Annotated in this window: 18 protein-coding genes and 1 tRNA gene; 6 read left to right on the top strand and 13 right to left on the bottom strand. The window is 65.5% G+C overall.

Translation table 11 applies throughout. From position 1 onward, the window contains the following. Nucleotides 1–24 precede the first annotated feature (24 nt). Nucleotides 25–867 carry an FTR1 family protein gene (locus tag HWW87_RS04850; RefSeq protein WP_027784952.1) on the top strand — a complete coding sequence of 281 codons (843 nt, stop codon included), beginning with the start codon at nt 25–27 and terminating at the stop codon, nt 865–867. Further along, on the top strand, nt 864–2,261 hold the full coding sequence (locus tag HWW87_RS04855; protein WP_006478305.1) for a 4Fe-4S binding protein: 1,398 nt from the start codon (nt 864–866) through the stop codon (nt 2,259–2,261). The genes HWW87_RS04850 and HWW87_RS04855 overlap by 4 nt, the downstream gene beginning before the upstream one ends. Nucleotides 2,262–2,530: 269 nt before the next feature. On the opposite strand, the gene HWW87_RS04860 is transcribed toward HWW87_RS04855, so the two are convergent. From HWW87_RS04860 to HWW87_RS04870, 3 genes are all read right to left on the bottom strand, one after another. Next, nucleotides 2,531–2,776, bottom strand: a complete 246-nt coding sequence (locus HWW87_RS04860; RefSeq protein ID WP_174387798.1) for a hemin uptake protein HemP — start codon at nt 2,774–2,776, stop codon at nt 2,531–2,533. Nucleotides 2,777–2,916: 140 nt separating this feature from the next. Then, the gene (locus tag HWW87_RS04865; RefSeq protein WP_175819466.1) at nt 2,917–3,399 is read right to left on the bottom strand and encodes an SRPBCC family protein; all 483 of its coding nucleotides are present in this window, start codon (nt 3,397–3,399) and stop codon (nt 2,917–2,919) included. A gap of 97 nt (nt 3,400–3,496) precedes the next feature. Beyond that, nucleotides 3,497–4,369 (bottom strand): pirin family protein, encoded by an 873-nt coding sequence (locus HWW87_RS04870; RefSeq protein ID WP_175819467.1) that lies wholly within the window; start codon nt 4,367–4,369, stop codon nt 3,497–3,499. Between the two features lie 121 nt (nt 4,370–4,490). Between HWW87_RS04870 and HWW87_RS04875 the strand changes: the two genes are divergently transcribed. Further along, a complete protein-coding gene (locus HWW87_RS04875) occupies nt 4,491–5,465 on the top strand; it encodes a LysR substrate-binding domain-containing protein (protein ID WP_027784947.1) in 975 nt (324 codons plus the stop codon). 364 nt (nt 5,466–5,829) lie between these two features. On the opposite strand, the gene HWW87_RS04880 is transcribed toward HWW87_RS04875, so the two are convergent. From HWW87_RS04880 to HWW87_RS04920, 9 genes are all read right to left on the bottom strand, one after another. After that, a complete protein-coding gene (locus HWW87_RS04880; protein ID WP_006478310.1) occupies nt 5,830–6,258 on the bottom strand; it encodes a biopolymer transporter ExbD in 429 nt (142 codons plus the stop codon). Between the two features lie 13 nt (nt 6,259–6,271). Further along, entirely contained in the window at nt 6,272–7,006 is a 735-nt protein-coding gene (locus tag HWW87_RS04885) for a MotA/TolQ/ExbB proton channel family protein (protein ID WP_006483875.1), read from the bottom strand. Between the two features lie 36 nt (nt 7,007–7,042). After that, nucleotides 7,043–7,774 carry an energy transducer TonB gene (locus HWW87_RS04890; protein WP_174433924.1) on the bottom strand — a complete coding sequence of 244 codons (732 nt, stop codon included), beginning with the start codon at nt 7,772–7,774 and terminating at the stop codon, nt 7,043–7,045. Nucleotides 7,775–7,992: 218 nt separating this feature from the next. Then, nucleotides 7,993–8,229 carry a (2Fe-2S)-binding protein gene (locus HWW87_RS04895; RefSeq protein WP_006482749.1) on the bottom strand — a complete coding sequence of 79 codons (237 nt, stop codon included), beginning with the start codon at nt 8,227–8,229 and terminating at the stop codon, nt 7,993–7,995. 151 nt (nt 8,230–8,380) lie between these two features. Further along, nucleotides 8,381–9,238 carry a glutamate racemase gene (gene murI, locus HWW87_RS04900; protein WP_175819468.1) on the bottom strand — a complete coding sequence of 286 codons (858 nt, stop codon included), beginning with the start codon at nt 9,236–9,238 and terminating at the stop codon, nt 8,381–8,383. A gap of 34 nt (nt 9,239–9,272) precedes the next feature. Then, on the bottom strand, nt 9,273–9,749 hold the full coding sequence (gene bfr, locus HWW87_RS04905) for a bacterioferritin (protein WP_006762677.1): 477 nt from the start codon (nt 9,747–9,749) through the stop codon (nt 9,273–9,275). Nucleotides 9,750–9,942: 193 nt separating this feature from the next. Further along, nucleotides 9,943–11,466 carry a fumarate hydratase gene (locus HWW87_RS04910; RefSeq protein ID WP_006762441.1) on the bottom strand — a complete coding sequence of 508 codons (1,524 nt, stop codon included), beginning with the start codon at nt 11,464–11,466 and terminating at the stop codon, nt 9,943–9,945. Nucleotides 11,467–11,510: 44 nt separating this feature from the next. Further along, a complete protein-coding gene (locus tag HWW87_RS04915; protein ID WP_124484546.1) occupies nt 11,511–12,095 on the bottom strand; it encodes a TIGR00645 family protein in 585 nt (194 codons plus the stop codon). 112 nt (nt 12,096–12,207) lie between these two features. Beyond that, the gene (locus HWW87_RS04920) at nt 12,208–13,116 is read right to left on the bottom strand and encodes a DMT family transporter (RefSeq protein WP_175819469.1); all 909 of its coding nucleotides are present in this window, start codon (nt 13,114–13,116) and stop codon (nt 12,208–12,210) included. Nucleotides 13,117–13,433: 317 nt separating this feature from the next. Here HWW87_RS04920 and acs point away from each other — a divergent pair, with 317 nt between their 5' ends. The 3 genes from acs to HWW87_RS04935 all read left to right on the top strand — a co-directional run bounded on the left by acs (nt 13,434) and on the right by HWW87_RS04935 (nt 17,865). Further along, nucleotides 13,434–15,416 (top strand): acetate--CoA ligase, encoded by a 1,983-nt coding sequence (gene acs / locus HWW87_RS04925; protein WP_175819470.1) that lies wholly within the window; start codon nt 13,434–13,436, stop codon nt 15,414–15,416. A gap of 85 nt (nt 15,417–15,501) precedes the next feature. After that, nucleotides 15,502–15,846 (top strand): DUF4212 domain-containing protein, encoded by a 345-nt coding sequence (locus HWW87_RS04930; RefSeq protein ID WP_175819471.1) that lies wholly within the window; start codon nt 15,502–15,504, stop codon nt 15,844–15,846. A gap of 3 nt (nt 15,847–15,849) precedes the next feature. Further along, nucleotides 15,850–17,865, top strand: a complete 2,016-nt coding sequence (locus tag HWW87_RS04935; RefSeq protein ID WP_175819472.1) for a sodium:solute symporter family protein — start codon at nt 15,850–15,852, stop codon at nt 17,863–17,865. 222 nt (nt 17,866–18,087) lie between these two features. On the opposite strand, the gene HWW87_RS04940 is transcribed toward HWW87_RS04935, so the two are convergent. Beyond that, a tRNA-Ser gene (locus HWW87_RS04940) sits at nt 18,088–18,178 on the bottom strand. Nucleotides 18,179–18,194 lie beyond the last annotated feature (16 nt).

The following is an 18,194-nucleotide window of genomic DNA, read 5'->3' on the forward strand; positions in this document are numbered from 1 at the left end:
TGCCCCGCGCGTCAGGAGGTATCGATGGGTCAGATCTTGTTCATCGTCTGGCGGGAGAGCGTCGAAGCGCTGCTCGTCGTCGGCATTCTCTATGCATGGCTGAAAAACGGCGACGACGACGCGCGCCGCGGCCTGCCTTTCCTCTGGGCCGGCGTCGGCGTCGGCCTGCTGATGGCCGTTGGCCTCGGCGCCGCGCTGGTCGGGTTCACCGAAGTGTTGTCCGGCGACGCGCAGGACTATTTCCAGACGGCGATGGTGCTGATCGCGTGCGTGCTGATCGTGCAGATGGTGCTGTGGATGCGCCGGCACGGCCGCACGCTGAAGCGCGACATGGAGCAATCGCTGCAGCAAAGCACGCGCGATTCGAACTGGTGGGGCGTCGCCGTGCTGGTCGCGCTCGCGATCGCGCGTGAAGGCAGCGAGACGGTGATCTTCCTGTACGGCCTCGGTTTCGGCCAGTCGGGCCACGTCGACGGCAGCCAGATGCTCGCGGTCGTGATCGGCCTCGGTCTCGCGTTCCTCACGTTCTATCTGCTGCAGCTCGGCGGCAAGTACTTCTCGTGGCGGCATTTCTTCCGCGTCACCGAAGTGATGCTGCTGTTCCTCGGTGCGGGCCTGTTCCAGACCGGCGTCGACAAGCTGATCGACAAGGAAATCCTGCCGCTCGGCATCTCGCAGGTGTGGGATACGTCCGCGATCCTCGATGATTCGGGCACGTTCGGCTCGCTCGTCGCGACGCTGACCGGCTATCGCGCGCACCCGGCGCTGACCAACCTGGTGGCGTATGCGGTGTACTGGGCAGTCGTCTGGCTGCTGATGAAGCGCGCGAGCCGTCGTCCGGCCGTTGCAGCGGGTCGCGCGGCATGAGCGTTGTCGCCGCCGTCAAGCCGGGCTGGCTCGCGCAGGCCGGCCAGTGGATGCAGCGCCACGGTGCGCTGATCCGCGGTATCCAGTGGATCGTCGTCGCCGTCTACGCGTTCCTGATCATCGTGCCGGCCGTGTTGCCGCTACCGGACGATTCCGCGCATCTGTGGAACAACCTCACGCTCATCGCGCAGTTCGCGTTCTGGGGCATCTGGTGGCCGTTCGTGCTGCTGTCGATGGTGATGCTCGGCCGCGTCTGGTGCGGCGTGCTGTGCCCGGAGGGCGCGCTCACCGAATACGCGAGCAAGTTCGGCCGCGGCGGCCCGATCCCGCGCTGGATCCGGTGGGGCGGCTGGCCGTTCGTCGCGTTCGGCATCACGACGATCTACGGGCAGATGGTGAGCGTGTACCAGTACCCGCTCGCGGTGCTGTTCGTGCTCGGCGGCTCGACCGTCGGCGCGATCGTGATCGGCGTGTTGTACGGCCGCGAGAAGCGCGTGTGGTGCAAGTACTTGTGCCCGGTCAACGGCGTGTTCGGGCTGCTCGCGCGGCTCGCGCCGATGCGCTACAAGGTCGACGAGGATGCGTGGCGCCGTTCGTACAAGAACGGCGAGCACGGCCATCGCGTGATTCCGATCAACTGCGCGCCGCTCGTGCCGTTGCGCAACATGAAGGGCGCGGCGGACTGCCATATGTGCGGCCGCTGCAGCGGGCACCGCGATGCGATTTCGCTGTCGCTGCGCTCGCCGTCCGACGAAGTCGTGAACCTCGGTGCTGAGCGGGCCAACCCGTGGGACACCGCGCTGATCCTGTACGGCCTGCTCGGCGTGGCGATCGGCGCGTTCCACTGGACCGTCAGCCCGTGGTTCGTGCAGATCAAGCAATGGCTCGCCGGCTGGCTGATCGACCACGACATCACGTGGCCGCTCGAGACCAATGCGCCGTGGTTCCTGCTCACGCACTACCCGGATCGCAACGACGTGTTCTCCTGGCTCGATGGCGGGCTGGTCGTCAGCTACATCGTCGGCACGGGGCTCGTGTACGGCACGGCGCTGCTGGTGTTGCTAGCCGGCGCCACGCTGATGCTCGGCCGCTTCGATCGCGTGCGCCTGCATCACCTCGCGCAGGCGCTGATCCCGATCGCGGGTGCGGGCGTGTTCCTCGGGCTGTCGGCCACGACGCTGTCGTTGCTGCGCGCCGAGCATGTGCCGCTCGGCTGGGCAACCGATGTGCGCATCGCGATTCTGGTCGGCGCCAACGTATGGAGTGCGTGGCTCGCGTGGAAGGTGACGGGGCGCTATGCGGCGTGGCCGCGCCGGCTCGCGGCATTCGCGTGGTTCGCCGTCGGGTTGGCCGTCGTCGACAGCGCATGGTGGTTGATGTTCTGGGGGTTCTGAAGCTGCCGCTTCTCGCTGCCGCGCATTGACGGCAGCCACGATACCCGGGCGACGCGTTTCGCGCATTGGCGGCCCCAACAAAAAAGCGACACGTCCATTGACGTGTCGCTTTTTTTCTTCCTTGTGCGAGAACCAAAAAAAGTGGCTTGGCTTGCTGCAACGGCTGCTTGAGTGTGTTTGCACGAAGGGGTCTAGATCTCGCGTGCAAGCCGTTACGCTGGCTACTGCCCAACACCTCTCAGGGAGGTGGTCCCCACAATACTCGGTTGTTACTTCGTCAGGATCAGTTTGCCGAGCCGCGTGGCGCGCAACTGATAAGTCTCTCCGTTGTGCGCGATGCTGACGTGGCTTTGGCCTTGCAGCAGCGCATCGCTGTTGACGACCCGCGTGCCTGCATCGCGGTTGCCGGCGGGTTTCGCCGGCGTGGTGACCGCTGCCGTCTTCTGACGGCTGCTGGCTGCGGTGCTGGTGGTGCGGTGCAGGGTCAGCGTGGTCGGGCGCATGGTGTCGGTCATTCGGTTTGATCGGTGACTGTCGATACGATGGAATGAATTCTAAATGATAACTATTCCCATTTACAAAAACTCTTTATCGATCGAAATGACAGCTCTGATAGCTTGAATCAAAAAGGGCGGCCCGCAGGCCGCCGCCGGGTTCAGTGCAGCGGATCGGGATCCTTGCGACCCTGCGCGTATTCGCGGATCAGGCGAACGGTGTCGATATCCGACGTGCGGTACGCCTCCTTGACGATTCCGTGCGTCTGTCGCGCATCTTCACTGTCGTCCGTGACCGTCAGCGTCGTGCGGTACTCGAAACGCAGGAACAATTCGTGGTCTTCGCGCTCCTCGATCGTCATCGTCAAGGAGCCGCCGATTTCGCCATCGGCCGCGCGGATGTCGTAGCGGACCTGCTGGTTCGGCGTGAACGTCACCTGGTCGCGCACGGTCGCGTGGCCGTAATGCAGTTCGCGTTCGAGCGTCGTGTCCGTCCGTTCGTGGATGACGCAGCTGTCGAGGCCCATCACGAACAGTTGCGGCTGTTCCGCACGCAGCACGAGACCTTCCCAGAGCTGGTCGCGGGTGAGGGTCGGCACGGCCGGATCGTCGGAGTTGATCTGGATCAGATGTTCGAAGTTCAAGGGGGCGGGTTCCTTCTGGTGGGTGCGTGGCCACATGGTTCAAGAACTTATTGTGACGCAAAACCACCGGCTTCGCGGCACCTGCGCCCCATCTGGTTCACGCTTCGATGCGTCCCATACGGCCGCTCTGGTAGTCGACGACGGCCTGCCGGATCTCTTCCTCGGTATTCATCACGAACGGGCCGTAACGGACGATCGGCTCGTTGAGCGGCACGCCGCCGATCAGCAGCAGGTCGAGCGACGTGTCGCCGGCAGCGAACGTGACGGTGTCGCTATCGTCGCCGTAGACGATCATGTGCCGTGCGTCGACAGCCTGCCTGTCGGGCCCGTAGAGGCCCGTTCCGTCGATCGGATAGGCAAACACGCGATAACCGGCCGGCACGGGCTGCGTGACCGTTGCACCGGGCTCCAGCGTGAAGTGCTGATAGAGGATCGGCGTGCGCGTCTCGATCGCGGCCTGTACGCCGAATGCTTCGCCGGCGATGACGCGTACGCGCGCGCGGCCGTCCGGCGACGTCGCGGTCGGAATGCGGGCAGCCGGGATCTCCTGGTAGCGCGGCGCGATCATCTTGTCGCGGCGCGGCAGGTTGACCCACAGCTGGAAGCCGTGGGAGCGCCCGCCTGCCTGGGCGAACGCCGGGTCCGGCATCTCGCTGTGCACGACGCCGGCGCCGGCCGTCATCCACTGCACGTCGCCGGGGCCGAGTGTGCCGGCATGACCGGACGAGTCGCGATGGCGGAAGCGTCCATCGAGTGCGTAGGTCACGGTTTCGAAGCCGCGATGCGGATGGTCGGGCGCGCCCACGGCTTCGCCGGGGGCGTAGTCGACGGGGCCCATTTCATCGAGCAGCAGGAACGGATCGAAATCCATCAGCAGCCGCGTCGGGAACGGGCGGTGAACCACGAAACCGCCGCCTTCGGTGGTGCGAAGCGCGGGGTAGGTGCGATCAAGCGAGCGAGCGGTGGTCATGGGAAGCCCTCGAAATCATTGGAATAGCGTTATTTTTGAAACATAGCGCTATTATATTGGGGGTTTTACCGTTCGATTTATGGCGGTTCGCAATGGATTGTTCTGAAATTGGAACGATGAGATGAATATCGATGCACATAACCTGAACGACCTGATGTACTTCTCGCAGGTCGTCGAACATGGCGGCTTCTCGGCCGCCGAGCGCGTGCTGGGCATCTCGAAATCGCGCCTGTCGCGGCGCCTGACCGAGCTCGAGGCGGCGCTCGGCGTGCGCCTGCTGCAGCGTTCGACGCGCAAGCTCGCACTGACCGAGGCGGGGGAGCTGTTCTACCAGCATTGCCAAGCGATGCTCGCCGAAGCGCGGGCCGCGATGAACGCGGTGCAGCAGTTGCGCGCGTCGCCGCGCGGCTCGGTGCGCGTCAGCGTGCCGGTGACGCTGTCGCAGACGATGCTGTCGCGCATCCTGCCCGAATTCCTGCGCCGCTATCCCGAGGTGAAGGTGCATGTGCGCGTGACGAATCGCGTGATCGACCTGTTCGAGGATTCGATCGACGTCGCGTTGCGCGTGCGCTCGGAGCCGCCGCAGAACGCCAACATCGTCGTGCGGCCGCTGTGGCGCACCGAGCAGATGCTGGTCGGCGCGCCGAGCCTGCTGAGCCAGAATGCGCCGCCGTTGGCGCCAGACGACCTGACCGGCTTCGAGACGCTCGATACGCCGAGCGTCGACGGCCGGCACGTATTCAACCTGATCGCGCCGGACGGAACGCGCCACGTGCACGAGCATGATCCGCGGCTCGTGACGGCCGACCTGATGACGATCCGCGAGGCCGTGCTCGATGGCCTCGGCATCGCGGCGCTGCCGGAGATGATGTATGGCAACGCGCTGCGCGCGGGGCAACTGTCGCCTGTGATGCCGGGCTGGACGCTGCCGGTGCCGCAGCTGTATGCGGTGTTCGTATCGCGGCAGGGGATGCCGCCTGCGGTACGTGCGTTCGTCGATTACCTGGTCGAGAAGCTCGACCATGGCGCGTACAAGGAGCCAGGTTGCCCCGAGCGCGCGAAGAAGGAAGCGGCGGCCGATGTTTCGGCGACCTGAACACGTCGCGCACGACGACGCAAATTTGTTTTGTCATTGAAGCGTCGTCTGCAATCGCAAGTTTCAATCGCTTGAACCTTGAATGCGTGCGCGGGCGGGCCTATATTGAAATCCCATTTCGTGAAGGAAGTTCTGAGCGAAATCAGGTGGCCGCATATATTGTGAGCCAGATAGGGCAGAACGCGCAGTCCGTGCAGACCACGGCAGAGTCGCATTTGCGTTGCTCGAGGCGCAACCGATACCGCCAAAGAGCCCGCCGCCCGAAGGCGCCCGCGTGCGCATGAAAAAAGGCCTTCATCTGGCGATGAAGGCCTTTTACTTTGTGGTGCAGTTGCTGCTGGCGGCGGGGTCGAACGTGCGCGCGTTACTTCGCTTTTGCGCCGGGCTCCGTCACGAAGCCGAGCTTCGTCAAGCCGCCTGCCTGCGCATCCGACATCACTTCCGCGACGTGCTCGTAGGCTACCTTGCGGTCCGCGCGCAGGTGCAATTCCGGCTGCGGCGTGCGTTTCGCGGCTTCCGCGATGCGTGCCTGCAGCTGTTCGCGCGTGACCGTGTGGTCGTCCCACAGGATCGTGCCGTCGCCCTGGATCGCGACGTCGACGGTCTGCGGCTTTTCGTCGACGGGCTGGCTGCTGGCGTGCGGCAGGTCGATCTTCACCGCATGCTGCATCGCCGGGATCGTCACGAGAAAAATGATCAGGAGTACGAGCATGACGTCGACGAGCGGCGTCATGTTGATCTCGCTCATCACGGCATCGTCGTCATCGTCGCTGAAACCGGTGTTCATGGCCATGGTTCACCTCGTCTCAGCTGGCGGCGCGCGATGCGAGACGCAGGCCGTCGCGCGTCGACGACGACGCGAGGCTCGCGCCCGTCACGAAGTACGCGTGCAGGCCGTGCGCGAAGCGGCGCAGCTTGCTGACGACGCCCTTGTTCGCGCGGGTCAGCGCGTTGTAGCCGAGCACCGCGGGAATCGCGACGAACAGGCCGAAGGCCGTCATGATCAGCGATTCGCCGACCGGGCCCGCGACCTGGTCGATCGACGTCTGGCCGGTGGCGCCGATCGCGAGCAGCGCGTGGTAGATCCCCCAGACCGTGCCGAACAGACCGACGAACGGCGCCGTGCTGCCGACCGATGCGAGGATCGCGAGGCCGCTCTGCATGCGCGAAATGCCTTCGTCCATCGTGTCCTTCAGGCAGCGCGTGACCCAGTCCGATACGTCCATGCGATCGTGCAGGTGCGGTTGCGTCTGATGGTGGTGGTCGGCGGCTTCCTTGCCCGACAGCGCGAGCGCGAGGAACGGGTTGTCGTTCGGCGTCGATGCGGCGAGGCCGAGCTTCTTGATGCCGTCGTCGAAATTGTCGGAATGCCAGAATGCCTGTTCGGCGTTCTTCGTGAGGCGGTTCAGGCGGATCACGTTCCAGCCCTTGATGACGATCACGATCCACGACAGGACCGACATCACGAGCAGCGTGATCGCAATGGCGCGCGTGACGAAATCACCTTGCGCCCAGACGTGCGCGATACCGTAGCTTTGCATTTTTTTGTTTCCTTTGAATCTTCCGGATGAGGCAGGTTAGTCGGTGAGCCCGAAGCTGTAGGGCTGTGTGCGGGCGGCGCGGATCGCCTGGCCGTTCTCGATGTACGGACGGCAGGTGGTCGAGCGCATCGCGTCGAGTGCGGCATCGTCGAGGCGCGGATAGCCGCTGCTCTTCTGCAGATCGATGCTCTCGATCTTGCCGGTCACGCCGACGACGAAGTGAACATAGGCGGTGCCCGATTCGCCGCGGCGGCGCGACATCGACGGATAGTCGGGCTTCACGAAGTTGCATTGGAGCGTCGGCACGTTCTTCGGTGCGCTGACCTGCATCGTTTCGCGCGCCGGGCTCGGCGTGGCGGCCGGTGCCGCGGGAGCGGGTGCGGCGGCAGCAGGTGTCGGATCGGCGGCGGGCGCGGGTACGGGCGACGGGGCCGGCGACGGCGCAACCGGCTGCGGGGTCGGCTTTGCCGCCTTCTGCACCGGCTTCGGCTCGACCTTCGGCTTCACGCGCGGCACGGGCTTCGGCGGCGCGGGCTGCGGGATCGATTCGGCCGCGACCTGCTGCGCGATCGGCGCAGGCGTGATGAGCTGCGCGGTGATCGTCTGGACCTCGACCGATTTCGGCGGCGGCGCGTTGCGATGGAGCCACGCGGCCGTCAGCATGATCGCGTGTGCGGCAAGCACGCCGACCGCGACGACGATCACTCGGGGATTCATACGTGGTGCAGCCGGCATGGCGCCGGCAGGAGCGAGATGCGAAGCCTGCATGTTAGCTTGAAAGAACGATGTCGCACCCGGGGCGCGGCGGGTGAATCGGCATCACTTGCGGAAGATCAGCAGCGAGATGCAAACGGTGGTTAAGAATCCGATCAGCAATTCCATCACAGGCTCCTTGGCAGGTAAGCCGTTGGCTCGCGCAGACGGTGGCTTGCTGACGGTCAAAACAAAAAATGCGGCCTGGGCCGCATGCGCACGCTCGGCGCCGCTCAGGCCGCCTTGCGGTCGTAGAACGTGACCGGGATCGGATGTGCATGATGCTCGACACCGCACCGGCTCGCGCAGACGCCTTGCTCGGCCATGAGGTCGCGTACGGACTCCTCGCACTTGCCGCAGCACGTGGCCACGCCGAGCTCGAACTGGAGTTCATCGAAAGAGTTCACGCCCTCGGCGAGGGACGCGCGAATCTTGCGATCGGAAACAGACTTGCACACGCAGACGATCATGATGAGTTGCGATAGCTAACGTTAATACGAATTATTATCATTAATTTTGCGGGCGTTGACAAGCCTGGGTGGGGCTTTTTTTAAGGTCATCGGACCCTTGAAACGGCGGGAGGCGGCGAAGCCGCGGTGGGGGCGGGCCTGCCGGCCCGCGTCAGGCGGTCGCGCAGGCGTGCGCGTTCGGCGAGGAAATGGTGACGGATTCGACCGGCGCATCGAGGCCGAGCAGCGTCGACGCGAGCGCGCGCAGTTGCAGGCCGTCGCTCGTCGAGCAGAAGCGCGGCGGCGCGGCATGCGTGCCGGCCGGTGCGCGCAGCCCGCGTTCGTCGAGTACCCGCGCGAGCTGGCGGGCGATGGCATCGCTCGTGTCGACGATCGTCAGGCGCTCGCCAACAAGGTCACGAATCGTTTCTGTGAAGAACGGGTAGTGCGTGCAGCCGAGTACCAGCGTATCGGCGCCGTCGTCGAGCATCGGCTGTATGTAACGCTCGAGCAACGCGCGCAACGCGGGCGAGTTCGTGTCGCCGCGTTCGATCGCCTCGACGAGCCCGTGGCCGGGCTGGCAGATGAAGCGGCGGCCCGCGCCGTAGCGGTCGAGCAGTGCCTGGAAGCGCGGGCTGTTCAACGTCGATTGCGTGGCGAGGACGCCCGCGACGCCGGTCGCGGACAGCGCGGCGGCCGGCTTGATGCCCGGCTCGACGCCGACGAGCGGGATCGACAGGCGTTCGCGGATGGCCGCGATCGCCCGTGCCGTCGCCGTGTTGCACGCGATGACGAGCGCCTTCGCGCCTTCGCGGGCGAGCCACTCGCCGATCGCCAGCGTGCGTTCTGTGATGAACGCCTCGTCGCGCGGGCCATACGGCGCGTGGTGCGAGTCGGCGACGTAGACGAACGACTCGTCGGGCAGGTGCGCGCGCGCGGCGCGCAGCACCGACAGGCCGCCGAGCCCCGAGTCGAAGATGCCCACAGGGGAGGCGGCGCGCGGCGCGGGTGCGGCGGACGGGTTCGTCATCGTCGGGCGGGCGGCGGGCTGGCGGGTGGCGCGATTACTCGGCCGAACCCATCATCGTTTGCTGATAGTTCTGCAGGCCGACCTTGCCGATCAGGTCGATCTGCGTTTCGAGCCAGTCGATGTGCTCTTCGGTGTCGTCGAGGATTTTTTCGAAGATCTCGCGCGACACGTAGTCGCGAACCGATTCGCAGTAGGCGATCGCTTCCTTGCAGGTGGTCTGCGAGATCTGCTCGAGCTTCAGGTCGCACTTCAGGATCTCTTCGGTTTCCTCGCCGACGAGCAGCTTGTGCAGGTCCTGCAGGTTCGGCAGCCCGTCGAGCATGAACACGCGCTCGATCAGCCAGTCGGCATGCTTCATTTCGCCGATCGACTCGTCGTATTCGTGCTTGCCGAGCTTGTCGAGGCCCCAGTGCTTGTACATGCGCGCATGCAGGAAGTACTGGTTGATCGCCGTGAGTTCATTCTTCAGTTGGGCGTTCAGATATTCGATGACTTTCTTGTCGCCTTGCATGGCTGTTCCTTGTTCAGTGGGGCTTCAGAAACCGAACGATAATCGCTCGAACGAGAAAAGCCAAGCCTCGAAGCCTTGTCGGGCCTGCCTTTTGCGTGTAATGAGAATCAGCCTTGAACAACCGGCCGAGCACAATAATGAGAATGAGAAGTAAAAAGGCCGGACTTCCGTCCGGCCTTTGGTTCGATCGCGCTTAAGCGGTGGCGACCGGGATCTTGCCGATCTTCGCCTGCCATTCCTTCGGACCCGTCTGGTGCACCGACGTGCCCGACGAATCGACGGCGACCGTCACCGGCATGTCCTGCACGTCGAACTCGTAGATCGCTTCCATGCCGAGGTCTTCGAACGCGAGCACCTTGGCGCCGCGGATCGCCTTCGACACGAGATAGGCCGCGCCGCCGACCGCCATCAGGTAGGCCGCCTTGTGCTTCTTGATCGCATCGATCGCGACCGGGCCGCGCTCGGCCTTGCCGACCATCGAGATCAGACCCGTCTGAGCGAGCATCGTCTCGGTGAACTTGTCCATGCGCGTGGCCGTCGTCGGGCCGGCCGGGCCGACCACTTCGTCGCGCACCGGATCGACCGGGCCGACGTAGTAGATCACGCGATTCGTGAAGTCGACCGGCAGCTTCTCGCCCTTCGCGAGCATGTCGGCGATGCGCTTGTGCGCGGCGTCGCGGCCGGTGAGCATCTTGCCCGACAGCAGCAGCGTCTGGCCCGGCGCCCAGCTCGCGACTTCTTCCGGCGTCAGCGTGTTCAGGTCGACGCGCTTGCTGGTTTCCGTGTTCGGTTCCCACTGCACCTTCGGCCAGGCGTCGAGCGACGGCGCTTCAAGCTTGGCCGGGCCCGAACCGTCGAGCACGAAGTGCGCGTGGCGCGTGGCCGCGCAGTTCGGGATCAGCGCGACCGGCTTCGAGGCCGCGTGCGTCGGCGCCGCCATGATCTTCACGTCGAGCACGGTCGCGAGGCCGCCGAGGCCCTGCGCACCGATGCCGAGTGCGTTGACCTTCTCGTGCAGTTCGACACGCAGCTCCTCGACCCAGTCCTTCGGGCCGCGCGCGATGATTTCCTGGATGTCGATCGGCTCCATCAGCGATTCCTTCGCCATCAGCATCGCCTTTTCGGCGGTGCCGCCGATGCCGATCCCGAGCATGCCGGGCGGGCACCAGCCGGCGCCCATCGTCGGGACCGTCTTCAGCACCCAGTCGACGATCGAGTCGGACGGGTTCAGCATCACGAACTTCGACTTGTTCTCCGAGCCGCCGCCCTTCGCCGCGACCTGCACGTCGACCTTGTCGCCCGGCACGATCTCGTAGTGGATCACGGCCGGCGTGTTGTCCTTCGTGTTCTTGCGGGCGCCTTCCGGCGGATTGACGATCGACGCACGCAGCACGTTGTCCGGGTGCGTGTAACCGCGGCGCACGCCTTCGTTGATCATGTCGGTGAGGCCCATCGTCGCGCCGTCCCAGCGCACGTCCATGCCGACCTTCACGAAGATCGTCACGATGCCGGTGTCCTGGCAGATCGGACGCTTGCCTTCCGCGCACATGCGGCTGTTCGTGAGGATCTGCGCGATCGCATCCTTCGCCGCCGGGCTCTCTTCCAGCTCGTACGCGCGGCCGAGGGCCTGGATGTAGTCGAGCGGGTGGTAGTAGCTGATGTACTGCAGCGAATCCGCGATGCTCTGGATCAGGTCTTCCTGTTTGATGACGGTCATGGCTGAGACTCTGTGGGGACAGTGGGGAATGGTTTGCCGACGGTTCAGGCCGCCGGTCGGGACGCCGCGGGCGCATGCGTCTCGTGGAAATGGGCCGGGTGCGTGTGCGTCGTCAGGCGATCGACCCACGCCATCACGAGCGCCGACACGAGGAACGACACGTGGATGATCACCTGCCACATGATCGCGTGCGTCGTATGCTGGTCGGGGTTGATGAAGGTCTTCAGCAGGTGGATCGACGAAATGCTGATCAGCGCCATCGACAGCTTGACCTTCAGCACGCCCGCGTTCACGTGGTCGAGCCATTCGGGCTCGTCGGGGTGGCCCTCGATGCCGAGCCGCGACACGAACGTTTCATACCCGCCGACGATCACCATGATCAGCAGGTTCGAGATCATCACCACGTCGATCAGGCCGAGCACGGCGAGCATCACGCTGATTTCGTCGAGGCCCGTCGCATGCGACAGCAGGTGCCAGACTTCTTTCAGGAACAGGAACACATAGACGGCCTGCGCGACGATCAGGCCCAGATAGAGCGGAACCTGGAGCCAGCGGCTCATGAAAATCAGCGCGGGAAGCGGACGAAGCGGGCGACGGCCAGGATGGCCGGGCGAATGCGGGGCGGACATGTCGGGGTACGGGCGCGGTGCGCAGGTATCGGGGGTAATCTTGAAAAGGCGCGCTATTGTAACGCGTCGGCCGGCGCGGCTGCAGCGACGCGCCGGCACTGCGGGGGACGGATCAGGAGGCGGCGGCCGGCACGCGTTTCACCCGCAGGCTCGCGAGCACGATGCCGGCGACGACGCACGCGAGCGCGATGCCGTGCGCGAGCGTCGGGCGCTCGCCGAGGAACGCGATGCCGTACGCGGCCGCGGCGATCGGCAGCACCGCGCTGAACACGCCGGCGAGGCTGCCCGGCACGTGCCGGATGCCCTTCATCCATAGCCAGAACGAGAAGATGCTGGCCGACAGCCCGTACCAGACGACGAGCGCCCAGGTGCCGGCGGGCACGCTCGCGTAATCGAAGTGCCACAGCGCCGTCGCGCCGAGCGGCAGCATCAGGAACAGGCCGAACAGGTGGGTATAGGCGCAGATGTCGATCGGCGCGAGCGTTTGCGTGAGCCGGCGCGACAGGATCACGTAAATCGATTCGCAGCACACCGCGCCGAGGATCAGCAGGTTGCCGGTCAGCGAACCGGACGCGTCGCCCTGCGCGCCGTGGCCGGCCGCGCCGCCGTTGGCGAGGTTGATCGTCACGACGCCGATGATCGCGAGCGCGATCGACACGAGCGCACGGCCGTTCGGTTTTTCACGCAGGATCAGCCACGCGAACAGCGCGACGATCGCCGGGATCGTGCTCGTGATGACGCCAGCTGCCACCGCGCTCGTGCGCTGCACGCCGTTGAGCATCAGCAGCGTGAACATGAAGGTGCCGAAGAACGCCTGCAGGAACAGGTTCAGCCATTCGCCGCGCTTGACCGCGCGCATCTTCGCGGGCCTGAACAGCGGCCACAGCACGGCGATCGCGATCACGAAGCGCAGCGTGGCGAGGATGGCGACGGGGACGAATGCAACGATGGATTTACCGATACCGACGTTGCTGCCGACGAACAGCATCGACAGGATGAGGAAGAGGGCGTAGCGATTCAAGCTGGAATCCGGAAGGCGAGTTCAGTTAGGATTGTAGGGTCGCGGTCGTAACAGCGTAAAGCTGACCTCGATGCGGCGCCGCCCGGCGCACGACACGGCGATGCCGCGTAAGTGACGGGTAAGTTGGAGCGCTTATCGTGGAAACTACCGGCCGCAGGTCACGTTCGTGTGATGTGGTGCGGTGCAGCATCGTGCGCAGGCCTTCGCGGTCGCGTGCGGGTGGGTGGGAGACAGCGGCGCGCAGGCGCCGGCCAAGACGCGCGGCGTGCACGATCGCGCCGCCATGCAGAGGATTCATGTTCACCAAGGGGTTGTCGATGTCTGCGATTGAATCGGTTCTTCACGAAACCCGTCAGTTCGCGCCGCCCGCGGCGCTCGAGAAGACGGCGACCATTTCCGGCATGCCGGCCTATCGCGCGCTCGTCGCCGAAGCCGAGCAGGATTACGAAGGCTTCTGGGCGCGTCTCGCGCGCGAGGGCCTCGCGTGGCACAAGCCGTTCACCAAGGTGCTCGACGAGAGCAACGCGCCGTTCTACAAATGGTTCGACGACGGCGAGCTGAACGCGTCGTACAACTGTCTCGACCGTCACGTCGAAGCCGGCAACGGCGAGCGCGTCGCGGTGATCTTCGAGGCCGACGACGGCACCGTCACGCGCGTCACCTATGCGGACCTCCTCGCACGCGTGTCGCGCTTCTCGAATGCGCTGAAGAAACGCGGCATCGGCAAGGGCGATCGCGTCGTGATCTATATCCCGATGTCGATCGAAGGCATCGTCGCGATGCAGGCCTGCGCGCGCATCGGCGCGACGCACTCGGTCGTGTTCGGCGGCTTCTCCGCGAAATCGCTGAACGAGCGGCTCGTCGACGTCGGCGCGGTCGCGCTGATCACCGCCGACGAGCAGGCGCGCGGCGGTAAGACGCTGCCGCTCAAGAGCATCGCCGACGAGGCGATCGCGATGGGCGGCTGCGAGGCGGTCAAGAGCGTGATCGTCTATCGCCGCACCGGCGGCCAGATCGACTGGCATGCGGAGCGCGACCTGTGGATGCACGAACTCACCGACGGCGAGTCCGACACGTGCGAGCCGACCTGGGTCGGCGCCGAGCATCCGCTGTTCATCCTGTATACGTCGGGCTCGACCGGCAAGCCGAAGGGCGTGCAGCACAGCACGGGCGGCTACCTGCTGTGGGCCGCGCAGACGATGAAGTGGACCTTCGACTGGAAATCCGACGACGTGTTCTGGTGCACGGCCGACATCGGCTGGGTCACGGGCCACACGTACATCACCTACGGGCCGCTCGCGTGCGGCGGCACGCAGGTCGTGTTCGAGGGCGTGCCGACTTATCCGGACGCCGGCCGTTTCTGGAAGATGATCGACGATCACAAGGTGACGGTGTTCTACACCGCGCCGACCGCGATCCGCTCGCTGATCAAGGCGGCCGAGGCCGACGACAAGGTGCATCCGAAGAGCTATGACCTGTCGAGCCTGCGCATCATCGGCACGGTGGGCGAGCCGATCAATCCGGAAGCGTGGATGTGGTACCACAAGCATGTCGGCGGCGAACGCTGCCCGATCGTCGACACGTGGTGGCAGACCGAAACCGGCGGCCACATGATCACGCCGCTGCCGGGCGCGACACCGACCGTGCCGGGTTCATGCACGCTGCCGCTGCCGGGCATCATGGCCGCGGTGGTCGACGAGACCGGCCAGGACGTGCCGAACGGGCAAGGCGGCATCCTCGTCGTCAAGCGTCCGTGGCCGGCGATGATCCGCACGATCTGGGGCGACCCGGAGCGTTTCAAGAAGAGCTATTACCCGGAAGAACTCGGCGGCACGCTCTATCTGGCCGGCGACGGCACGGTACGCGACAAGGAGACCGGCTATTTCACGATCATGGGCCGGATCGACGACGTGCTGAACGTGTCGGGCCACCGGCTGGGCACGATGGAGATCGAATCGGCGCTGGTGTCGCACGAGCTCGTGGCCGAGGCGGCGGTGGTCGGCCGTCCGGACGACACGACGGGCGAGGCGGTGGTCGCGTTCGTGGTGCTGAAGCGTTCGCGCCCGGAAGGCGACGAAGCCGCGGCGCTCGCGAAGACGCTGCGCGACTGGGTCGGCAAGCAGATCGGGCCGATCGCGAAGCCGAAGGACATCCGCTTCGGCGACAACCTGCCGAAGACGCGCTCGGGCAAGATCATGCGGCGCCTGCTGCGCTCGCTCGCGAAGGGCGAGGCGATCACGCAGGACACGTCCACGCTCGAGAATCCGGCCATCCTCGAGCAGCTCACCGAAGTGCGCTGAACGCCTGCCGGTTGCGCGTCATGCGCGCGAGCCCCTGCGCGGCAATCCCGATTGCCCGTGCAGGGGCTTTTTGCTACATAACGGCATGACCGTTCCGACCCGTTCGGCGCCTGCTGCGCCACCCCCCGTTCCCGAGCCGCTCGCGCGTGCGCACGCACGCTACTGGCGCTTCAACGTCGCGCTGATCGTGGTGCTGATGGTGATCGGCTTCGCGGTGTCGTTCATCGTGCCGTTCTTCGGGCCCGCGCTCGCCGGCGTTCGCTTCGCCGGCTTCAGCCTGCCGTTCTATGTCGGCGCGCAGGGCGCGATTCTCGTGTACCTCGTGCTGATCGTCGTCTACATCGGGCTGATGCAACGCGCGGAACGTACGCTGCGCCGCGCGTACGACGAGCATGCGGCACGCGCCGGCCATGCGAACGGCGGGCGCTGATTCATGCTGACGCATCGACTGATACGCGCGTACGCGCTCTACACCCTCGGGTTCCTCGGATTCGTGTTGCTGATGTGGCGGATCGAGCGCGCGACGGGCCCGGGCGTGTGGATCGGCTACGTGTTCCTGTTCGTGCCGATCGCCGTGTACGCAGTGATCGGGTTGTTGTCGCGCACGTCCGATCTCGTCGAATACTACGTGGCCGGGCGGCGCGTGCCGTCCGCGTTCAACGGGATGGCGACGGCGGCCGACTGGCTGTCGGCCGCGTCGTTCATCGGCCTGGCCGGCTCGCTCTACGCCACCGGTTACGACGCGCTCGCGTACGTGATGGGGTGGACGGGCGGGTTCTGCCTCGTCGCGTTCCTGCTCGCGCCGTATGTGCGCAAGCTCGCGCGCTACACGATTCCCGATTTCCTCGGCACGCGCTTTTCGAGCACGGCCGTGCGCGCGCTCGCGGCCGGCGCGGCGATCCTGTGTTCGTTCGTGTACCTCGTCGCGCAGATCCAGGGGATCGGCCTGATCGCGACGCGCTTCATCGGCGTCGATTTCGCGATCGGCATCTTCTGCGGGCTCGCGGGCATTCTCGTGTGCTCGTTTCTCGGCGGGATGCGGGCGGTCACGTGGACGCAGGTCGCGCAGTACATCATCCTGATCAGCGCGATCCTGATTCCGGTGTCGCTGATCGCGATGAAGAACGGGCTCGGGCCCGTGCCGCAGTTCAATTACGGCAAGCTGATGGAGCGTGTCGCGGCGCGCGAGGCGCAGGTGCGCGAGGCGCGCGACGAGCAGCAGGTGCGTGATGCGTACCGCCGGCAAGCCGCGGATATCCAGACGCGGCTCGACCGGTTGCCGGCGTCCCATGCGGATGCGCGCCGGCATCTCGTCGACCAGCTTGCGGACCTGCGGCGCCACAACGGGCCGCTGCGCGAGATCAGCCAGCGCGAGCGCGAGCTGGCCGATTTTCCGCGCGATCCGGCGGCGGCGCGCGTGGCGTGGACGCAGGCGCGTGACGACCTGCTCGCGCGTGCCGAGCCGCCGGTGCCGATGCATGAGCCGTTTCCGGCCGCGAGCGAAGACGAACGCAAGCCGCGCGAGCGGAATTTCCTCGCGCTGCTGCTATGCCTGTCGCTCGGCACCGCGAGCCTGCCGCACATCCTGACGCGCTACAACACGACCACGTCGGTCGCGTCCGCACGGCGTTCGGTCGGCTGGACGCTGTTCTTCATCGCGCTGTTCTACCTGAGCGTGCCGGTGCTCGCGGTGTTGATCAAGTACGAGATCCTCGCGAATCTCGTCGGGCGGCCGTTCGCGGAATTGCCGGCGTGGGTCACGCAATGGCACCACTTCGAACCCGACCTGATCAGCGTCGTCGAGGTGATTCGCGACGGCATCGTGCACTGGTCGGAAATCCAGATGCAGCCGGACATGGTCGTCCTGGCCGCGCCGGAAATCGCGGGGTTGCCGTACGTGGTGTCGGGGCTGATCGCGGCCGGTGCGCTGGCCGCGGCGCTGTCGACCGCGGACGGGCTGCTGCTGACGATCGCGAACGCGTTGTCGCACGACGTCTATTACTGCATGGTCGCGCCCGATGCCACGAGCCAGCGACGCGTGACGATTTCGAAGGTGCTGTTGCTGGGGGTGGCGCTGTTCGCGTCGTATGTCGCGTCACTCAATACCGGGAAGATCCTGTTTCTCGTCGGCGCCGCGTTTTCGCTGGCGGCGTCGAGCTTTTTTCCGGTGCTGGTGCTGGGGGTGTTCTGGAAGCGCACGACGACGCGTGGCGCGATCGCCGGGATGGTGACGGGGTTGGCGGTGTGCGTGTACTACATCGTGTCGACTTATCCGTTCTTCACGCAGTTGACCGGGTTCGCCGGGCCGACGTGGTTCGGGATCGAGTCGATCAGTTCCGGGGTGTTTGGCGTGCCGGCGGGGTTTGCGGTGGCGATCGTGGTGAGTCTGTGTGATAAGCGGCCGGATGAGTATACGCGGGCGTTGGTGGATTACATTCGGCATCCGTGAGGGGAGCAGGATATCGACGTGCCAAATGAAAAGCCCCCTGACTTCTCGGGAAATCAGGGGGCTTCATGCATTCTGGTGGAGAGGGGGATTCGCCCATACAAGCGCGGGCTGCGGATTCGGATTCGCTTGCAAGCGAATCCCTTCGAATCCCCCGCGCAAGCCGAACTATCGGCTTGCTTCTCTCCGGAAACGAAAATGCCCGCTGGCGCGGGCATTGAATCCTGGCGGAGAGAGGGGGATTCGAACCCCCGATAGGCGATTAACCTATACACGCTTTCCAGGCGTGCGACTTAAACCACTCATCCATCTCTCCGGAAGACCGAGAGTAT

Origin of the sequence: Burkholderia sp. BCC0419 (genome assembly GCF_902830285.1) — a bacterium.
Taxonomy (GTDB): Bacteria; Pseudomonadota; Gammaproteobacteria; order Burkholderiales; family Burkholderiaceae; genus Burkholderia.